Below are 16,449 nucleotides of genomic sequence, written 5' to 3'. Positions count from 1 at the left end.
GGGGGTGCAGCGTTCGCTCCCCGATAATCGCTCGGCGCTGCACCCCCGGCACCCGCTCCGCCGGGACGATGCAACGTCGCCGGTTTTGCCTCGGCGCACCCCTCGGGCTAGCTCGGCTCATGGTCAGGAGATGGAAGCAGGTGGACGTGTTCACGTCGGTTCCGCTCGCGGGGAACCCGGTGGCGGTCGTGCTCGATGCGGGGGGGCTCGACGAGGCGACGATGCAGCGGCTGGCGGCGTGGACGAACCTCTCGGAGACGACGTTCGTGCTGCCGCCGACCGCGGCCGGTGCGGACTACCGGCTGCGAATCTTCTCGCCGCGCTCGGAGATGCCCTTCGCCGGACATCCGACGGTCGGATCGGCGCACGCGGTGCTCGAAGCAGGAATCGCAAAGCCGAAGGCGGATCTTCTCCATCAGGAATGCCGCGCCGGCGTGCTGCCGATCCGCGTCGAGGGACGGCGGCTTTCGGTGCGCGTTCCCGACCCGAAGGTCCGGCGTGAGCTCGCACTCGAGCGCGACACGGTGGCGCGCATGCTCGGGGCGGCGCCCGTGGAGGCCCCGATGGTGATCGACGTGGGGCCGCTGTGGGTGGTCGCGCGTCTCGCCGACGAGGCGACGGTGCGCGCGCTCGGGCCCGACCTCGCGGAGATCGATCGCCTGTCGCGCACGATCGGCGCCTCCGGCATCACCGTTTTCGCGCTCGGCGCGCGTGGCAACCCGATCGCCGTGCGGTCGTTCGCGCCCGCGGCCGGCGTGCCGGAGGATCCGGTCTGCGGCAGCGGCAACGCCTCGGTGGGCGCCTACCTCGGCGTCAGCGGCCTCGTCGCCGAGACTGGCGAGCGCTATCGCGCGAGCCAGGGACGCGAGCTCGGTCGCGACGGCATCGTCGACGTCGCGGTCGCTCGCGAAGGGCGCACGGTCGAGATCGGCGGCACGGCGCTGACGGTCGTCGACGGCACGCTCTGCCTTTGACAGCGCCCCGCCCGCCGATGATCCTGTAGCGTGGCCGCGCGCCGCCTTCGGGGTCTCCTCCTCGCCGTCGGGATCCTCGCGGGGTGTGGCGGCGACCGCGGCGCGGGGCTCCTCGCCGGGCTGCTCGGGGACACGCTGCGCCAGAGCCTCGGGCTCGCGGCCGGCGAGTTCACCCGCTTCGATCTGCGTCACGTCCAGATGGTCAACGTGAAGATGGCGGCGCCGAAGCTCTCGGACGCCGACACGAGCGCACGGCCGGTCTTCCTGCGGGTCGCCGAGATCGACGTCGAGTACCGGCCGCTGGACCTCTGGTGGAATCGCCGGATCGAGAAGGTCGAGATCCGCGGGCCCGAGCTCTGGCTCGGCGAGGCGTTCTCGAACGCGGCGGGCTCCGCCGCCCCGTCGGATTCGTCCACGCCGTACCGCATCGGAACGCTCGCCGTCTCGGACATCACGGTCCACGTCGACAACCTCTCGGCGCGTGGCACGTCCATCCCGCTGCGCTTCGCCCGCGACAGCGCGCTCGTGCTGCACGACGTCCATCTCGGCAACCTCGGCGCCAACCCGCAGGACGACGCGCCGCAGACGCTGCGCGCGGACCAGGTCGTCATGAGCGCCGCCTACGGCCCGATGGCGCCGCTCGTCACCGTGGACGCGGTCGTCGTGCGCTTCACCTGGCGCGACCTCGCGGCGCGACGGATCGGTGAGCTGCGGATCGAGCATCCGGTCCTCCACATCGGCGAGGACTGGTTCCACCTCGTCGAGGACCTGGGGGGGGCGCGGCCCGCCGCGACGGCCGTGGCGGCGTCGGGCGTGCCGTCCGCGGCGGAGGCGCCGTTCGTGCTCTCGCGCTTCGACGTCGAGGGGCTGGAGATGGCCCTCAGCTCCTGGGGCGTGGTGCAGCTCCGCCTTCCCTTCAAGTTCAGCACCGACGCCAGCGACGTGCCGCTCGATCCGAACGGCGCGTTCCTGCTGCGCACCGAGCTGAAGGTCGCCGAGCCGGACTGGGATCTCCCCGAGTACGGCCTGCACGTCCGGGGCCTCCGCGGCGACCTGCGCTTCAACTGGCCGCCGCAGACGGGCGACGAGAACGTCGTCCGCAGCGTCAAGGCCGAGGAGCTCGTCTGGAACGGGACCCGCGCGCGGAACCCGTGGTTGTCTTTGACGATCATGCCGGCTCCACCCGTCCGAGCCGCCGTCAGTCGCGACGCCGAGGCGAAGGCCGACCTGCGCTTCGGCAGCGAGGTGGGCGCGTCGTACGCGAACGGCTGGGTGGGCGCGAACTTCTCCCTCGTCTGGTCGGCGACGGCGTCGGCGCGCGGCACCGACCTCGGGCGCGCGGCGCCGTTCGATCGCCTGGCCCTGCCGGGCCTGGCCGGGCTCGACGTCGCGGCGTCCGGCACGGGGACGCAGGTGGCGAAGGGCCGCGGCGATCTCGTCAACACACGCGGCACGCGCATGTCGGTCGAGCTCGGCGGCGAGGTCACGCGCTTCCTGCAGGAGACGCTCGGGATCGCGGAGTCGACCGAGGCCGACGCGGAGCGCGCCCGCATCGGCGCGGCGGTCGCCGAGCAGCGCCTGCGCTCCGGTGACGTGCAGGCCATGAAGAACCTCCGGCTCGTCGGCGAGAACGCGCGCGGGCTCCTCGAAGCCCGCACCACCGGGATCGACGATCGGTTTCCCGGCGCCGAGGAGCTCGTCAGGCGCGAGAACGCGAGCCGCGACGAGGTCTACCGCTACGTCGCGCGTCGCGACGCGAAGCCGCTCGACCTCGTCCAGCACGACTACGCCGAGCAGTGGCGCCTGCGCTCCTATCCGGACGAGTGGCTCGAGGCCGACGACGGACGCTGGTACCAGAAGTAGCGTGCGGCGTGGCCGGCCATCAGATGATCGGCGCGCCCGGGTCGAGGCCGAACAGGACGCGGCCGACGATCTCGAAGCGGCCGGTGCTGAGGATCACGTGCTGCGTGACGGCGTGGACGTCGCGCCAGCAGCGCTCGATCGGAGACGACTTCTGGATCGACGTCGCGCCCGCGGCGTCGTAGACGAGATCGACGGCCTGGGCAGCGAGCTTCGCCGCCGTCACCGAAGCCAGCCGCGCCGCGGCGCGCTCCGGCGCGCCGAATGGCGCACCCGCCTCGCCTCTGCGCCACGCCTCCTCGTTCGCGCTCCACAGGTACGCGCGCCCCGCCTGCAGTAGCCCCTCGGCCTGGGCGACCTGGATCTGGGCAAGGGGCCGCTCGCAGAGCGTCGCGCGCGTGGCCGCCGGGACCTTCGTCGTCGCCAGCTCCACGAGCGCATCGATCGCGTGCTGTGCGATGCCGAGCGCGACCGACGCGAGACCGCCACCCAACTGGGTCACGAGCGGAACGGCGGCGAACGCCCCGCGCTGCCAGGACGAGCGCGGATCCGGCCAATCGAACGTGAACGCGTCGGGGACGAACACGTCCTCGAAGGCACAGTCGTTGCTGCCCGTCCCGCGCATGCCGCTGACCGACCACGTGTCGAGCACCGTGCACACGCGCTTGGGCAACACCCCCGACCGCATGACGGGAATGCCGTTCGACCCCATCTCGGGCGCGCCGTCGCGGAACACGATCCCGGACGACATGACCCAGGTGAGCTGCGCCGAGCCGCTCACGAACGTGGCCTTCCCCGAAAAGCGCCAACCTCCATCGCACCGGACGGCGCGCGTGGACATCGGGTTCAATGATCCGCCGATCAGCGCGCGCGGGTCGCCGAAAATCTCGTCATACGTCGCGTGCGGCAGGAAGTGGCCGAACACGGGACCGTCGGCGCAGATGGCGAGGTTCCAGCCGCAGGAGCCGTCGATGCGGGCGACGGCCTCGTAGACCCGGAGCGTCTCGGGGATCGTGAGGCCGCTGCCCTTCATTTCGAGCGGCAGGAGGACCCGGAAGAGCCCCGCCTCGTGGAACGCTTCGACGACCTCCGTTGCGAGCTGGGACTCGCGCTCCGAGCGCTCTGCGTGCTCGCGAATGAGAGGCGCCAGGCGCGCGACCCCATCCAGAGGCCCGTGCAGGCGCTCCGGAACGCTCTCCACCATGGCGCGACCTCTAATGGGAAAGCGGCCGCGCCGGCAAGGCCCGATCAGGATGCGACGGCGGTCGGCACGCCGGTCCTGCCGACGCCCAGCTCCCGCTCGACCAGCGCCTTCAGCGCCTGCCGCGCGCGGTGCAGGCGCACATTCACCGCGTTGGCCGTGATCCCGAGCGCCTCCGCCACCTCCTCGGTGTCGAGATCCTCGATGTCGCGCATGAGGAGGACGGTGCGGTAGCTCTCGGGCAAGCGATCGATCAGACGGCGCACCATCGCGCGGGTCTCCCGTCGCTGCGCCGCCTCCTCGCCCGGCGTCGCCCACTCGCTGCTCGCCTCCAGGCGATGCCCGTCGTCGTCGAAGCGCGGCAGCAGGTCGTCGATCGACTCCTCGGGACGGCGGCGGCGCGAGCGAAGCTTCATCAAGGCCGCGTTGACGACGATGCGGTGCAGCCACGTCGACAGCCGCGACGTGCCGTTGAAGCTCGCGATGGCCCGGTGCGCCTGGAGGAGCGCGTCCTGCACGACGTCGCGCGCGTCGGCTTCGTTGCCCCCCATCATGCGACGCGCGACCGCGAGGAGGCGGCCGCCATGGGCGCGCACGAGTGCCTCGAATGCCGCCGCGTCGCCGCCCCGCAGGCGGGCCACGAGCGGCGCCTCTTCGGGGTCGCCGGTCTCGGCCTCGCGCGTGCCCAGCAGCTCGCGGACGAACGACGAGGATCCGACCAGCGTCGCGCCCTCGCGGGCGAGGCCTCGGACCAGTTCGGTTCCGACGGCGTCGACGAAGGTCACTCGTGCGAGGTCGAGCACGAGGCCCTGGCCAGGAGCGCGGCGGCACGCGAGATCGAGCTCGGCCGCGCTCTGCGCGACGATGCGTCCTTCGGCGCGCAGGTGGGTGGTCCGGTCGGCTCCGGGGAGGCGTGTGATTCGCAGCATGCGGTTCGGTAGAGCAACGCTCGTACCGAGGCCGATCGTGGGCGTCGCCGATCCGGAATCCTGCGACGGATCGGCGAGTTGGCCCTGAACGCACGCCGCGGCCGCCGCCCACGACGGCCCACGGCATTTCGCGGAACCACCACGCGTCGCGAGCGGCCGCCGAATGTCGAGGGCCTACGCGTAGGCTTGCCCCGCCCGACCGACCCCGATAATGCTCTCGCCCCTATGGCTGAGCAGAAGGCAACGAACATCGTCTGGCACCAGGGTGCCGTGAACCGCGACGACCGCGAAAAGCTGAACGGACACAAGGGAGCGACCGTGTGGCTGACGGGGCTCTCGGGCTCCGGCAAGTCGACCATCGCGGTCGACCTCGAAAAGCGCCTGTGCGAGCGCGGCGTGCGGACGTACATCCTGGACGGCGACAACATCCGGCATGGCCTCAACAAGAACCTGGGCTTCTCGCCCGAGGACCGGACCGAGAACATCCGCCGCATCGGTGAGGTCGCGAAGCTCTTCACCGACGCCGGGCTGGTGGCGATCACGGCCTTCATCTCGCCCTATCGCGCCGATCGCGATCAGGTGCGGGCGCTCATGAAGCCCGGCGACTTCGTCGAGATCTTCGTCGACTGCCCGGTCGAGGTCTGCGAGCAGCGTGACGTGAAGGGCCTCTACAAGAAGGCCCGCGCCGGCGAGATCAAGGAGTTCACCGGCATCTCGGCCCCATACGAGGCGCCGGCGAAGCCCGAGCTCACGCTCGAGTCGCACGAGCTGTCGGTCGACGCGGCGGTCGCGAAGGTAGTCGACTACCTCGCGTCGAAGGGGATCGTTCCGCGCGCGTGAAGGCCCCCGGGCTCAGCCGAGCCCGGTGCGATACCAGGCGACGACCGGTCCGGCGATGGCGTCGCGCATCGTGATCGGATCGGCGTCGGGATTCCACGAGCCCAGGCAGAACGACGTCAGCGCCTCGCGCGCCGCTTCGCTCGTCGAGCCGAGGCCGAGCTGTACCAGGTTGAAGTCGACCGTCGAGCGGACCGGGTGGCGATGGGCCGAGCGGACCGGGAACGGCGCCCGGTCGCCCTTGGCGTAGCGATCGGCGAGGCCGTCGGACACCGGGCCGTCGATGTCGAGATTCAATCCCGCCGGCGGCGCCGAGGGACCCTGCTCGTAGCCGTGTCCGATCGACGTCAGCACGTCGACGACCGTCGCTTCCGGTGGATGGTAGCCGCGGGCGACGAGCGAGGCCTCGACCTTCGCGCGTAGCCCGTCCGCCGGCACCGCCGCCGGCGCGATAGGAGGGGGCGCGAACGCCGCGGTTGCGGGCTGCGGAGGTCGCGAGGCCATCGCGCGCACCTTCGTGCGCGGCGCGACGCGACGCTTGGCGCGCGCCTTCGGCTTGGCGGCGCGCCGCGTGCGGGTCTTGGGCTTCGCCGAGCGCTTGGGGCGGCGCTTCGCCCGCTTCTTCGGCTTGGTCGCGCGCCCGGAAGCCCGCTTGCGCCCGCTCGCCTTCGTCTTCTTGCGCTTGCGTGCCTTCGCCATCCGGCCCTCCTCCGGCGGCGTCTAGCACGCTCGCCGCGCCGCCGGCTACCGCGCCCCGGTTAGGGCGACGACGGCGCCCTCCCGTCCGTAGCGCACGACCGGCTCGTCGGTGCGTGCGTCGAGCACGGCGACCACGCCCTGCGGAACCGTGTGGCGCGGCGGGCGTCATCGAGCGGCGGCACGGCGCGCTTCCGCGGCTCGGTGCCGCTCGCGGTCACCAGCGACGCCCTCGTCTTGGTCGATCGCCTGCACGACGCCGTTGGACACGTACCAATCGCCGATGCCGCCCTCGGCGTCCGCACCGCCGAACAGGAGCGCCGTGTCCGCCGCGGTGATGCGCTGCGAGACCGGCTGCGCCGCGGCCATGGTCACGGCCAGAGCCACCCCGATCGACGCCATGGCTGCCCTCATGCTTCCCCCTTTGGCATGCCTAATAAACCATTGACACGCATGGAAGATCCTGAATAAAAGTGGACTAAACCCCCAGGAGCACCTTATGAGATTCGGAGCCAACGCAGACGCCGCGCCAGACGACACGGATCTCCGCATCATGTCGCTCTTGCAGGAGGATTGCCGCACTCCGCTCGCGCGTCTGGGCGAGCAGGTGGGGCTCTCGGCGCCCGCGGTGCTCGAGCGCATCAAGAAGCTCGAGGCCGCGAACGTCATCACCGGTTACCACGCCATCCTCGACGGGCGTCGCATCGGCCTCGACGTCACCGCATTCATCGGCGTCCTTACCACCAATCCCGATTCGATCGAAGCGTTCGAGCAGCAGGTGACCGCGGTCGAGAACGTTCTCGAGTGCCATCACGTGACCGGGGCGTTCACTTTCCTGCTCAAGGTGAAGACCGCGAACACGTCGACGCTCGAGCGGCTGATCTCGAAGATCCGCTCCATCGACGGCGTGGCGCGGACCGAAACGACCGTCGTCCTGTCGACCCACATCGAGCGCGTGCAGCTCGGCCTCGAGCCCGAGGACACCGTGCCGCCCACGCACACCCGGCGCACGCGGCGCTCGAGCGAGGGAACCGGACATCTGCGGAGAGCGTAGCATGGCGCAACGAAGCACACAGTGGCTGAGGGACCCGCGGATCGAGCACGACGCATGCGGGGTGGGATTCGTCGTCAACGTGAAGGGCGAGCGGTCGCACGACATCGTGCAGAAGGGGCTGACGGTTCTCCAGAACCTGACGCACCGTGGGGCGTGCGGCTGCGACCCGTTGACCGGCGACGGCGCGGGCATCCTCATGCAGATGCCCGACGCGTTCCTGCGGCGCGAGGCGAAGTCGCTTCGCATCGACCTGCCGGCGCCCGGCGATTACGGCGTCGGGATGGTCTTCCTCCCCGCCGAGGTGCACCAGCGCAACGAGTGCGAACGCATCATCGAGAAGGTCGTGCGCGAGGAGGGCCAGAAGGTCCTCGGCTGGCGGCACGTCCCGATCGACGAGACGAAGCCGGGTCCGGTCGCGCAGAAGGCCATGCCCGTCATTCGCCAGGTGTTCGTCGGCGCCGGCCGCCACACCAAGGGCCCCACGGCCCTCGAGCGCAAGCTGTACGTCATCCGCAAGCGGGTCGAGAACCTCGTGCGCACCTCGACCATGCCGGAATCGGAGCGGTTCTACATGCCGAGCCTCTCGGCGCGCACGATCGTCTACAAGGGCCTGCTGCTCCCCGAGCAGATCCCGGCCTTCTACCACGACCTGGTCGATCCCCTGTTCGTGTCGGCGATCGCGCTCGTCCACCAGCGCTTCTCGACCAACACGTTCCCGTCGTGGGACCGCGCGCATCCCTACCGGTTCATCGCGCACAACGGTGAGATCAACACGCTGCGCGGCAACGTCAACTGGATGCACGCGCGCCAGGCGATGTTCGCCTCCCCCGACTTCGACGACGTCATGAAGCTCTTCCCGATCTGCGATCCCGCGACCAGCGACTCGGGAAACTTCGACAACGCGCTCGAGCTCCTCGTCCACACCGGGCGCTCGCTGCCGCACGCGGTCATGATGATGATCCCCGAGGCGTGGCAGGGCCACGAGAGCATGGGCCCGAGCAAGCGCGCGTTCTACGAGTACCACGCGTGCCTGATGGAGCCGTGGGACGGCCCGGCCTCGATCGCCTTCACCGACGGTCGGGTCGTGGGTGCGGTCCTCGACCGCAACGGCCTGCGGCCGTCGCGCTACGTCGTCACCAAGGACGGCTTCGTCGTGATGGCGTCCGAGGTCGGCGTGCTCGACATCGCGCCCGAGAACGTCGAGCACAAGGATCGCCTGCAGCCCGGTCGCATGTTCCTGGTCGACACCGAGCAGGGACGGATCGTCGGCGACGAGGAGATCAAGGAGTCCATGGCGGTACGCAAGCCGTACCGCCAGTGGCTCGACCTCAACCTGAAGCACCTGGACGACCTGCCCGAGGCCGAGGTCCTCGCGCCGGCCCATTCGCCCGACACGCTCCTCACCCGCCAGCAGGCGTTCGGCTACACGATCGAGGATCTGCGCATCCTCATGACGCCGATGGCCCTGAACGGCCAGGAGGCGGTGGGCTCCATGGGTACCGACACACCGCTCGCCGTCCTGTCGGACCGCCCGCAGCTCCTGTTCAACTACTTCAAGCAGCTCTTCGCGCAGGTGACGAACCCGCCGATCGACCCGATCCGCGAGGAGCTCGTCATGTCGGTGCAGACGACGATCGGGCCGCAGCAGAACCTCTTCGAGGAGACGCCCGAGCACGCGGCGCAGCTCCAGCTGAAGAGCCCCATCCTCAGCGACGAGCAGCTGGCGCAGGTGAAGGCGCTCGACGAGGGATCGCTGCGCGCCATCACCCTGCCGATCCTGTTTCCCGCGAAGCTCGGCGGCGAGGGGCTCGGGGCCGCCCTCGACGAGCTGTGCGAGCGCGCCTCCGACGCCGTGACACAGGGCTACACGATCCTCGTCCTCTCCGATCGCGGCGTCTCCGAGCGCAAGGTGCCGATCCCGTCGCTGCTGGCCGTCGGCGCCGTGCACCACCATCTCATCCGCGAAGGCACGCGCATGCGCGTCGGCATCGTGCTCGAGTCGGGCGAGCCGCGCGAGGTGCAGCACTTCAGCCTGCTCCTCGCCTACGGCGCGGGCGCGGTGAACCCGTATCTCGCCTACGAGACCCTGCGCGACATGGAGATGGAAGGCGTCATCCGCGACGTCGACCAGGAGACGGCGCTCAAGAACTATCGCAAGGCGATCGACAAGGGCGTCCTGAAGGTCATGACCAAGATGGGGATCTCGACGCTGCACAGCTACCGTGGCGCGCAGATCTTCGAGGCGATCGGTCTCTCCCGCCGGGTGATCGACCGCTACTTCACCTGGACCGCGTCGCGCATCGAGGGCATCGGCCTCGACGTCATCGCCGAGGAGGCCCAGCGCCGCCACGACTACGCGTTCCAGGTCTCGCCCGCGCTCGACGGCGAGCTCGACGTCGGCGGCCAGTACCAGTGGCGCCGCCGCGGCGAGCACCACATGTACAATCCCAACACCGTGGCGAAGCTCCAGCACGCGGTGCGCAAGGGCGACTACCGCCTCTTCAAGGAGTACACGGCGACGGCGAACGACGAGAGCCGGCGCCTGTGCACCATTCGCGGGCTCCTGCGCTTCAAGCCGGGCACGCCGATCCCCATCGACGACGTCGAGCCGGCGTCCGAGATCGTCAAGCGCTTCAAGACGGGCGCCATGTCGCTCGGCTCGATCTCGCGCGAGGCGCACGAGAACCTCGCCATCGCCATGAACCGGATCGGCGGCAAGTCGAACACCGGCGAAGGCGGCGAGGACTCCGTCCGCTACCAGCGCGATCCGAACGGCGACTTGCGCCGTAGCGCCATCAAGCAGGTGGCGTCGGGACGGTTCGGCGTCACCAGCTACTACCTCGTCAACGCCGACGAGCTGCAGATCAAGATGGCGCAGGGTGCGAAGCCCGGCGAGGGCGGCCAGCTCCCCGGCCACAAGGTCGACGAGTACATCGCCAGGATCCGCTACTCGACGCCCGGCGTCGGCCTGATCTCGCCGCCGCCGCACCACGACATCTACTCGATCGAGGACCTCGCGCAGCTCATCCACGACCTCAAGAACTCGAACGACCGCGCGCGCATCAGCGTGAAGCTGGTGGCCGAGGTCGGCGTCGGGACGGTCGCGGCCGGCGTGTCGAAGGCGAAGGCCGACGTCGTCCTGATCAGCGGCGACTCCGGCGGCACGGGCGCGTCACCGCTGACCTCGATCAAGCACGCCGGCATCCCGTGGGAGCTCGGCCTCGCCGAGACGCAGCAGATCCTGGTGGCCAACGACCTCCGCGGCCGCATCCGGGTCGAGACCGACGGCCAGCTGAAGACCGGGCGCGACGTCGCGATCGCGGCGCTGCTCGGCGCCGAGGAGTACGGCTTCGCGTCGTCGGCCCTCGTCGCGACGGGCTGCATCATGATGCGCGTCTGCCATCTCAACACCTGCCCCGTGGGCATCGCGACGCAGGACCCGCGGCTGCGCAAGAAGTTCGAAGGCAAGCCCGAGCACGTCGTCAACTACATGATGTTCCTCGCCGAGGAGCTGCGCGAGGTGATGGCCGAGCTCGGGTTCCGCACCGTCGCGGACATGGTCGGCCGCGTCGACGCGCTCGACGTGCGCGACGTCTCCGAGCACTGGAAGGCGCGGGGCGTCGACCTCTCCGCGATCCTCCACAAGCCGGACGTGCCGCCCGAGGTCGCGATCCGGTGCGTCACGACGCAGGACCACGGCCTGGAGAAGGCGCTCGATCGCACGCTCATCGCCAGGGCGGCGCCGGCGCTCGAGCGACGCGAGAAGGTGACACTGGACCTGCCGATCACGAACCGAAACCGAACGGCCTGCACGATGCTGTCGGCGGAGGTCTCGCGCCGCCACGGCGCCGAGGGCCTGCCGCCCGACACCATCCGGCTGAAGTTCACGGGCTCGGCCGGCCAGAGCTTCTGCGCCTGGCTCGCGCCGGGCATCGCGGTCGAGCTCGAAGGCGACGCGAACGACTACTTCGCGAAGGGCATCTCGGCCGGGCGCGTCGTCGTGTACCCGCCCAAGCGGGCGAGCTTCGTCGCCGAGGACAACATCATCGTCGGCAACGTGTCGCTGTACGGCGCGACGGGCGGCGAGGTCTTCCTGCGCGGCCAGGCGGGCGAGCGCTTCTGCGTCCGCAACAGCGGCGCGACGGCCGTCGTCGAGGGCGTCGGCGACCACGGCTGCGAGTACATGACGAAGGGCACGGTCGTCGTGCTCGGCAAGACCGGGCGCAACTTCGCGGCCGGCATGTCGGGCGGCGTCGCCTACGTCCTCGACGAGGACGGCACCTTCGAAGGCCACTGCAACAAGGGCATGGTCGGGCTCGACCCGCTGACCGCGCAGGACGAGCGGACGCTGCGGGAGCTGGTGGAGCGCCACGGCGCGCTCACCGGGTCCGCCGTCGCGGCGCGCATCCTGGGCGAGTGGGACCGCGTGCGCACGCGGTTCGTGAAGGTCATGCCGACCGACTACAAGGCCGTGCTCGCACGGCAGCACCTCGACACCGATGCGGCGCGCGTCGCCGCGATCTAGGATGGCAAGGCTCCATGGGTAAGATCACGGGCTTTCTCGAGTACGAGCGCGAGACGCCGCACAAGGAGGCGGTGCCGCAGCGGCTCAAGCACTGGCACGAGTTCGAGCAGAAGATGCCCGAGGAGGAGCTGCGCATCCAGGGCGCGCGCTGCATGGATTGCGGCATTCCGTTCTGCCACAAGGGTTGCCCGCTCGGGAACATCATCCCGGACTGGAACGATCTCGTGTACCGCAACCGCTGGAAGGACGCGATCGATCGCCTGCACTCGACGAACAACTTCCCCGAGTTCACCGGGCGTATCTGCCCCGCGCCCTGCGAGGAGGCGTGTGTCCTCAACATCAACAACGACCCGGTCACGATCAAGCTGATCGAGAAGAGCATCATCGACTACGCCTTCAAGGAGGGCTGGGTGACGCCGCAGCTCCCCGAGCGGAAGACCGGGAAGAAGGTCGCCGTCGTCGGATCGGGCCCGGCCGGAATGGCCTGCGCGCAGCAGCTCGCGCGCGCGGGACACGACGTCACGCTCTTCGAGCGCGAGAGCCGCATCGGCGGGCTGCTCCGCTACGGCATCCCGGACTTCAAGATGGAGAAGCACCTGATCGACCGCCGCATGGAGCAGATGGCGGCCGAGGGGGTGACCTTCCGCACCGGCGTGCACGTCGGCGTGACGGTCGCGGCCGACGAGCTCCGGCGCCAGTTCGACGCCGTCGTGCTCTCGGGGGGCGCCACCAAGCCCCGCGACCTGCCCGTGCCCGGCCGCGAGCTCGCGGGCATCCACTTCGCGATGGAGTTCCTGCCGCAGCAGAACAAGGTCGTCGCGGGCGACGAGATCACCGGGCAGATCCTGGCGACCGGCAAGCGCGTCGTCATCCTCGGCGGCGGCGACACCGGCTCGGACTGCCTCGGCACCTCGAACCGCCACGGCGCCGTCTCGGTGCACCAGTTCGAGCTCCTGCCCGAGCCGCCGAAGGACCGCCCGCCCCACGTGTGGCCCAACTGGCCGATGATCCTGCGCACCTCGAGCTCGCACGAGGAAGGCGTGATGCGCGACTTCAGCATCAACACCAAGGCCTTCCTCGCCGATGCGCAGGGCCGCGTGCGGGCGCTGCGCGGCGTGCGGCTCGACTGGGCGCAGGAGAACGGCCGTCCGGTCATGAAGGAGATTCCCGGCAGCGAGTTCGAGCTGCCGTGCGAGCTCGTGCTGCTGGCCCTGGGCTTCCTCGGCCCCGAGACCGACACGGCGATCGCGCAGCTCGGCTGCGAGCTGACCGAGCGCGGCAACGTGAAGGCGGGCCCCGACTACCAGTCGACGGTGCCGGGCGTGTTCGCCTGCGGCGACGCGCGCCGCGGCCAGTCGCTCGTCGTGTGGGCGATCTGGGAAGGGCGCGAATGCGCGCGCGGCGTCGACGCGTACCTCATGGGCGAGACGTCGCTGCCGTCGAGCCCCGAGCTGTAGCCGCGAACGCGCTACGACCTCGTGTCCGTAGCACCGGCCCTCGCGGCTACTTGGGATCGGGAGCGCAAGTGCAGGTGAACGGCGGAAACGCCCCCTGGGCGATGCAGTGCAGGCCGGACGGACAGCTTCCTCCGCACGATAGAGAGAGCGCGCAGGGCACCAGGGTCGTCGTGGTGACCGTCGTCGTCGTGGTCGAGGTCTGACAGGTCGGCGGCCCCGCCGACGTGTCGCACACGAGCTCGGGACAGCACGCCGCCGGGTCGCACGCATCGCCGGTCTCGCCGCAATCCCCGGGCTCGTCGGCGACGAGCATGGCGACCAGGTCGTCGACGTGACCTTCGACCTGCGTCGCGTCGCCGATCGTGCGGCAGCCGCCCTTCGCCTCGGCCGCAGCGAACGCCGTCGTGAACTTCTGCTCGGCTTTCGCGAGACAGGCGTCGTCGGCCACGAGGCCGCTCTTGACGGCCTTGCCCCAGCAGGCGAGCTTGGCGACGACCTTCTTGCCGGCGGCTGTGAGCTTGGCGGCCGCGCACGTGTCGGCGGGCGTGGCCGGGATGGCCGCACGTGTCGCGAGGAGAACGAAGAGGACCGGGCCTGCTACGCGAAGTGCTCTCGTCATGGCGTCCCTCAGTTTGATGCGCAGTCGAACATCGAGAGGCCGTCCGAAGGCCACACGTACATCCCGACGAAGCACTGCTCCGCCCCAGAGGACTCCCCGAAGAAGATGGTGTGTCCGGTGTCGTTGACGTACGTGCACGTCGTCTGAACGGAGTCGCTCGTATGGAGCGCGAACGACGTCGGGATGATGGGTTGCTGGTCGAGCACGTACGGCTGGTCGAGCACGGTGGTCGGTGACGCGCCATGCGTGATCGTCATCTCCACGTGCGTGCCGCGGGAATGCAGATGCGGCCAGACCCCGACGAGCTGGCTCTCGTGTTCCCAGACGCACCCTCCGCCGGCCGTATGCGGCTGGCCGTCACTGGGAATGCCGATGTTGAACGTCCCGGCGAGCAGCATCGTCGCGTCCTGGTGCACGGTCGCTGCCGATCCCGTGCGCGCGAGGACGCCCGCGATCCCGTCGGCTGGATCGGGGTCGGCGTTGGCGAGGAACAGGTTCAGGTTCACGTAGTCGCCGGCGTGGAGCTGCACGCCGACGTCGAGCGGGAACTCGAAGTCGCCCGTTCCTATGCCCGACGCGTAGATGAGCCGTTGATCGAGCGACCCTGCATTGCAGTCGTAGTCGCCGAGCGGCGAGGACGTGGACGGCGATACGGTGACGAACATCGCAAACACGCCGGGCGGCGACACCGGGCGGAAGGCCCTGATGTACATGTCCGATCCGATCCGGATGCGCCGGCATCGGTAAGCTTCCCTCCCCGCCGGCATCGACCAGGCGCGTCCGACCAACGCCACCCAGTCGCCGCCCGGGCCGCCGGGCTCGTCGGCCACGACCGTTCCGACGCCGACGTCGACGTCGCCCTCGACAGCGTCCGCGTCGCCGGTCGCGATGCACCCGCCCTTCGCCTCGGCCTTCGCGACGGCGGCCCCGAACTTCTGCTCGGCCTCGAGCAGGCAGCCGAGGTCGACCGCGCGGGCGCGCTTGATGGCACCCGAATAGCACTTGAGCTTCGCCGCCGTTTTCTTGGCGGCCGCCTTCAGCTTGGCGGCCGCACACGGCCCGTGCGGCGTCGACGCCGCGCCGGCGACGTCGAGGGAAAGCGCGCAGACGAGGCCGAGGACCGCCGTATTCCCGACGCGACGTCGGACCCTGGAATCGAAGAAGGTCATCGGCACCTCCCATTCGCTCCGTCGCCGCCAAAGGGACGGACACTTCCTGAGGCGTTACGATCGACGGCACGACGTGCCGGCGTCCGGCACGAATTGCGTCGCGGCACGGCCGACGGCGCCGGTGCGAGCGGATCGGAGCCCCGGGAGGCGACCGGATCGGGCCGGATCGCCTCGTTCTTCGCGCGGTTGACCCCTGCCCGTCGCCGCCGTAGCGTCGCCCGATGGCCCATGAGTCGACGGTGCGCGGCGTCCTTGCGTGCGGCGACGCGCCGTCGAGCCCCGAGCTGTAGCTGGGAGCGGACCCCATGGGCACGCCGCCCGAGCGTCACGCGCTGAACACCCGGTTCACCTGGCGATCGCGTGGCGGGCCGTATCGACGCGTGACGGCCGCGCAGGCGCGCGCCTGGGACGAGGACGGGTTCTTCGTGCTCGAGGACGCGTTCGACGCGGCGACGCTCGCCGCCGTCGTGGCGGAGATCGACCCGTTCGAGGCCCGCGTGACGGAGTTCCTGCGCGGCCGTCCCGACGGACGGCTCTTCATCGCGGACGCCGAGGCGATCACGTTCAGCGTCCACCTCGTCGTGCACTCGGCGCTCCTGCGCGCCTTCTGCGCGGGGCCCGTCTTCCGGGACCTCGCGCACGACCTCGTGGGCCCCGACGTGCGCCTCTACTGGGACCAGGCGGTCTACAAGAAGCCCGAGAAGTCACGGCGCTTCCCGTGGCACCAGGACAACGGCTACACGTACGTCGAGCCGCAGCAGTATCTCACCTGCTGGATTGCGCTCACCGACGCGACGGTCGAGAACGGCTGTCCCTGGGTCGCGCCCGGCCTGCACCGCGGCGGGACGCTGCGGCACTGGATGACCGACCTCGGCTGGGAGTGCCTCCACGACCCGCCCGGCGCGACGCCCGTACCGGCGCGCGCCGGCAGCATCGTCGTCTTCTCGTCGCTGACGCCGCACACGACCGGGCCGAATCTAACGCCGCACGTCCGCAAGGCGTACATCGTGCAGTTCGCGCCCGACGGTGCGCGCATCGTCCGCGACGACGGCACGAGCGAGCCCGCGAACGCGCCGGATCGGCAGTTCCAGGTCCTGCGAAGCGGCGAGCCCGTTGGCTGACGCGGCG

13 protein-coding genes are annotated in these 16,449 nt (G+C 70.4%); 7 read left to right on the top strand and 6 right to left on the bottom strand.

Going from position 1 to position 16,449, the window contains the following annotated elements:
• Positions 1-119 precede the first annotated feature (119 nt).
• Together VMS22_02525 and VMS22_02520 are read left to right on the top strand one after the other, a co-directional pair.
• A complete protein-coding gene (locus tag VMS22_02525) occupies positions 120-974 on the top strand; it encodes a PhzF family phenazine biosynthesis protein (GenBank protein ID HXJ32888.1) in 855 nt (284 codons plus the stop codon).
• Positions 975-1,004: 30 nt separating this feature from the next.
• Complete coding sequence (locus VMS22_02520; protein ID HXJ32887.1) at positions 1,005-2,837, top strand: DUF1318 domain-containing protein; 1,833 nt, start codon at positions 1,005-1,007, stop codon at positions 2,835-2,837.
• Between the two features lie 19 nt (positions 2,838-2,856).
• Here the strand turns inward: VMS22_02520 and VMS22_02515 are convergent, their stop codons facing one another.
• Together VMS22_02515 and VMS22_02510 are read right to left on the bottom strand one after the other, a co-directional pair.
• Positions 2,857-4,038 carry an acyl-CoA dehydrogenase family protein gene (locus VMS22_02515; protein ID HXJ32886.1) on the bottom strand — a complete coding sequence of 394 codons (1,182 nt, stop codon included), beginning with the start codon at positions 4,036-4,038 and terminating at the stop codon, positions 2,857-2,859.
• A gap of 44 nt (positions 4,039-4,082) precedes the next feature.
• Positions 4,083-4,964 carry a sigma-70 family RNA polymerase sigma factor gene (locus VMS22_02510; protein HXJ32885.1) on the bottom strand — a complete coding sequence of 294 codons (882 nt, stop codon included), beginning with the start codon at positions 4,962-4,964 and terminating at the stop codon, positions 4,083-4,085.
• A gap of 225 nt (positions 4,965-5,189) precedes the next feature.
• On the opposite strand from VMS22_02510, the gene cysC reads away from it, so the two are divergent.
• Positions 5,190-5,804: an adenylyl-sulfate kinase gene (cysC, locus tag VMS22_02505; protein ID HXJ32884.1), complete on the top strand. Its 615-nt coding sequence runs from the start codon at positions 5,190-5,192 to the stop codon at positions 5,802-5,804.
• 12 nt (positions 5,805-5,816) lie between these two features.
• Here the strand turns inward: cysC and VMS22_02500 are convergent, their stop codons facing one another.
• Both VMS22_02500 and VMS22_02495 read right to left on the bottom strand, forming a co-directional pair.
• The gene (locus VMS22_02500) at positions 5,817-6,500 is read right to left on the bottom strand and encodes a hypothetical protein (protein ID HXJ32883.1); all 684 of its coding nucleotides are present in this window, start codon (positions 6,498-6,500) and stop codon (positions 5,817-5,819) included.
• Positions 6,501-6,665: 165 nt separating this feature from the next.
• Complete coding sequence (locus tag VMS22_02495; protein HXJ32882.1) at positions 6,666-6,899, bottom strand: hypothetical protein; 234 nt, start codon at positions 6,897-6,899, stop codon at positions 6,666-6,668.
• Between the two features lie 97 nt (positions 6,900-6,996).
• Here VMS22_02495 and VMS22_02490 point away from each other — a divergent pair, with 97 nt between their 5' ends.
• The 3 genes from VMS22_02490 to VMS22_02480 are packed head-to-tail and all read left to right on the top strand — an operon-like array spanning position 6,997 to position 13,533.
• The gene (locus VMS22_02490) at positions 6,997-7,551 is read left to right on the top strand and encodes an Lrp/AsnC family transcriptional regulator (protein HXJ32881.1); all 555 of its coding nucleotides are present in this window, start codon (positions 6,997-6,999) and stop codon (positions 7,549-7,551) included.
• Between the two features lies 1 nt (position 7,552).
• The gene (gene gltB, locus VMS22_02485) at positions 7,553-12,076 is read left to right on the top strand and encodes a glutamate synthase large subunit (protein HXJ32880.1); all 4,524 of its coding nucleotides are present in this window, start codon (positions 7,553-7,555) and stop codon (positions 12,074-12,076) included.
• 14 nt (positions 12,077-12,090) lie between these two features.
• A complete protein-coding gene (locus tag VMS22_02480) occupies positions 12,091-13,533 on the top strand; it encodes a glutamate synthase subunit beta (protein ID HXJ32879.1) in 1,443 nt (480 codons plus the stop codon).
• 46 nt (positions 13,534-13,579) lie between these two features.
• Here the strand turns inward: VMS22_02480 and VMS22_02475 are convergent, their stop codons facing one another.
• The gene (locus VMS22_02475) at positions 13,580-14,152 is read right to left on the bottom strand and encodes a hypothetical protein (GenBank protein ID HXJ32878.1); all 573 of its coding nucleotides are present in this window, start codon (positions 14,150-14,152) and stop codon (positions 13,580-13,582) included.
• Between the two features lie 8 nt (positions 14,153-14,160).
• A complete protein-coding gene (locus VMS22_02470) occupies positions 14,161-15,321 on the bottom strand; it encodes a hypothetical protein (protein ID HXJ32877.1) in 1,161 nt (386 codons plus the stop codon).
• A 305-nt stretch (positions 15,322-15,626) separates the two neighbouring features.
• Between VMS22_02470 and VMS22_02465 the strand changes: the two genes are divergently transcribed.
• A complete protein-coding gene (locus VMS22_02465) occupies positions 15,627-16,442 on the top strand; it encodes a phytanoyl-CoA dioxygenase family protein (protein HXJ32876.1) in 816 nt (271 codons plus the stop codon).
• Positions 16,443-16,449 lie beyond the last annotated feature (7 nt).

The organism is Candidatus Eisenbacteria bacterium, from assembly GCA_035577985.1.
Lineage (GTDB): Bacteria > Desulfobacterota > Binatia > DP-6 > DP-6 > DATJZY01.
This window is presented reverse-complemented; position numbering and strand designations above follow the sequence as displayed.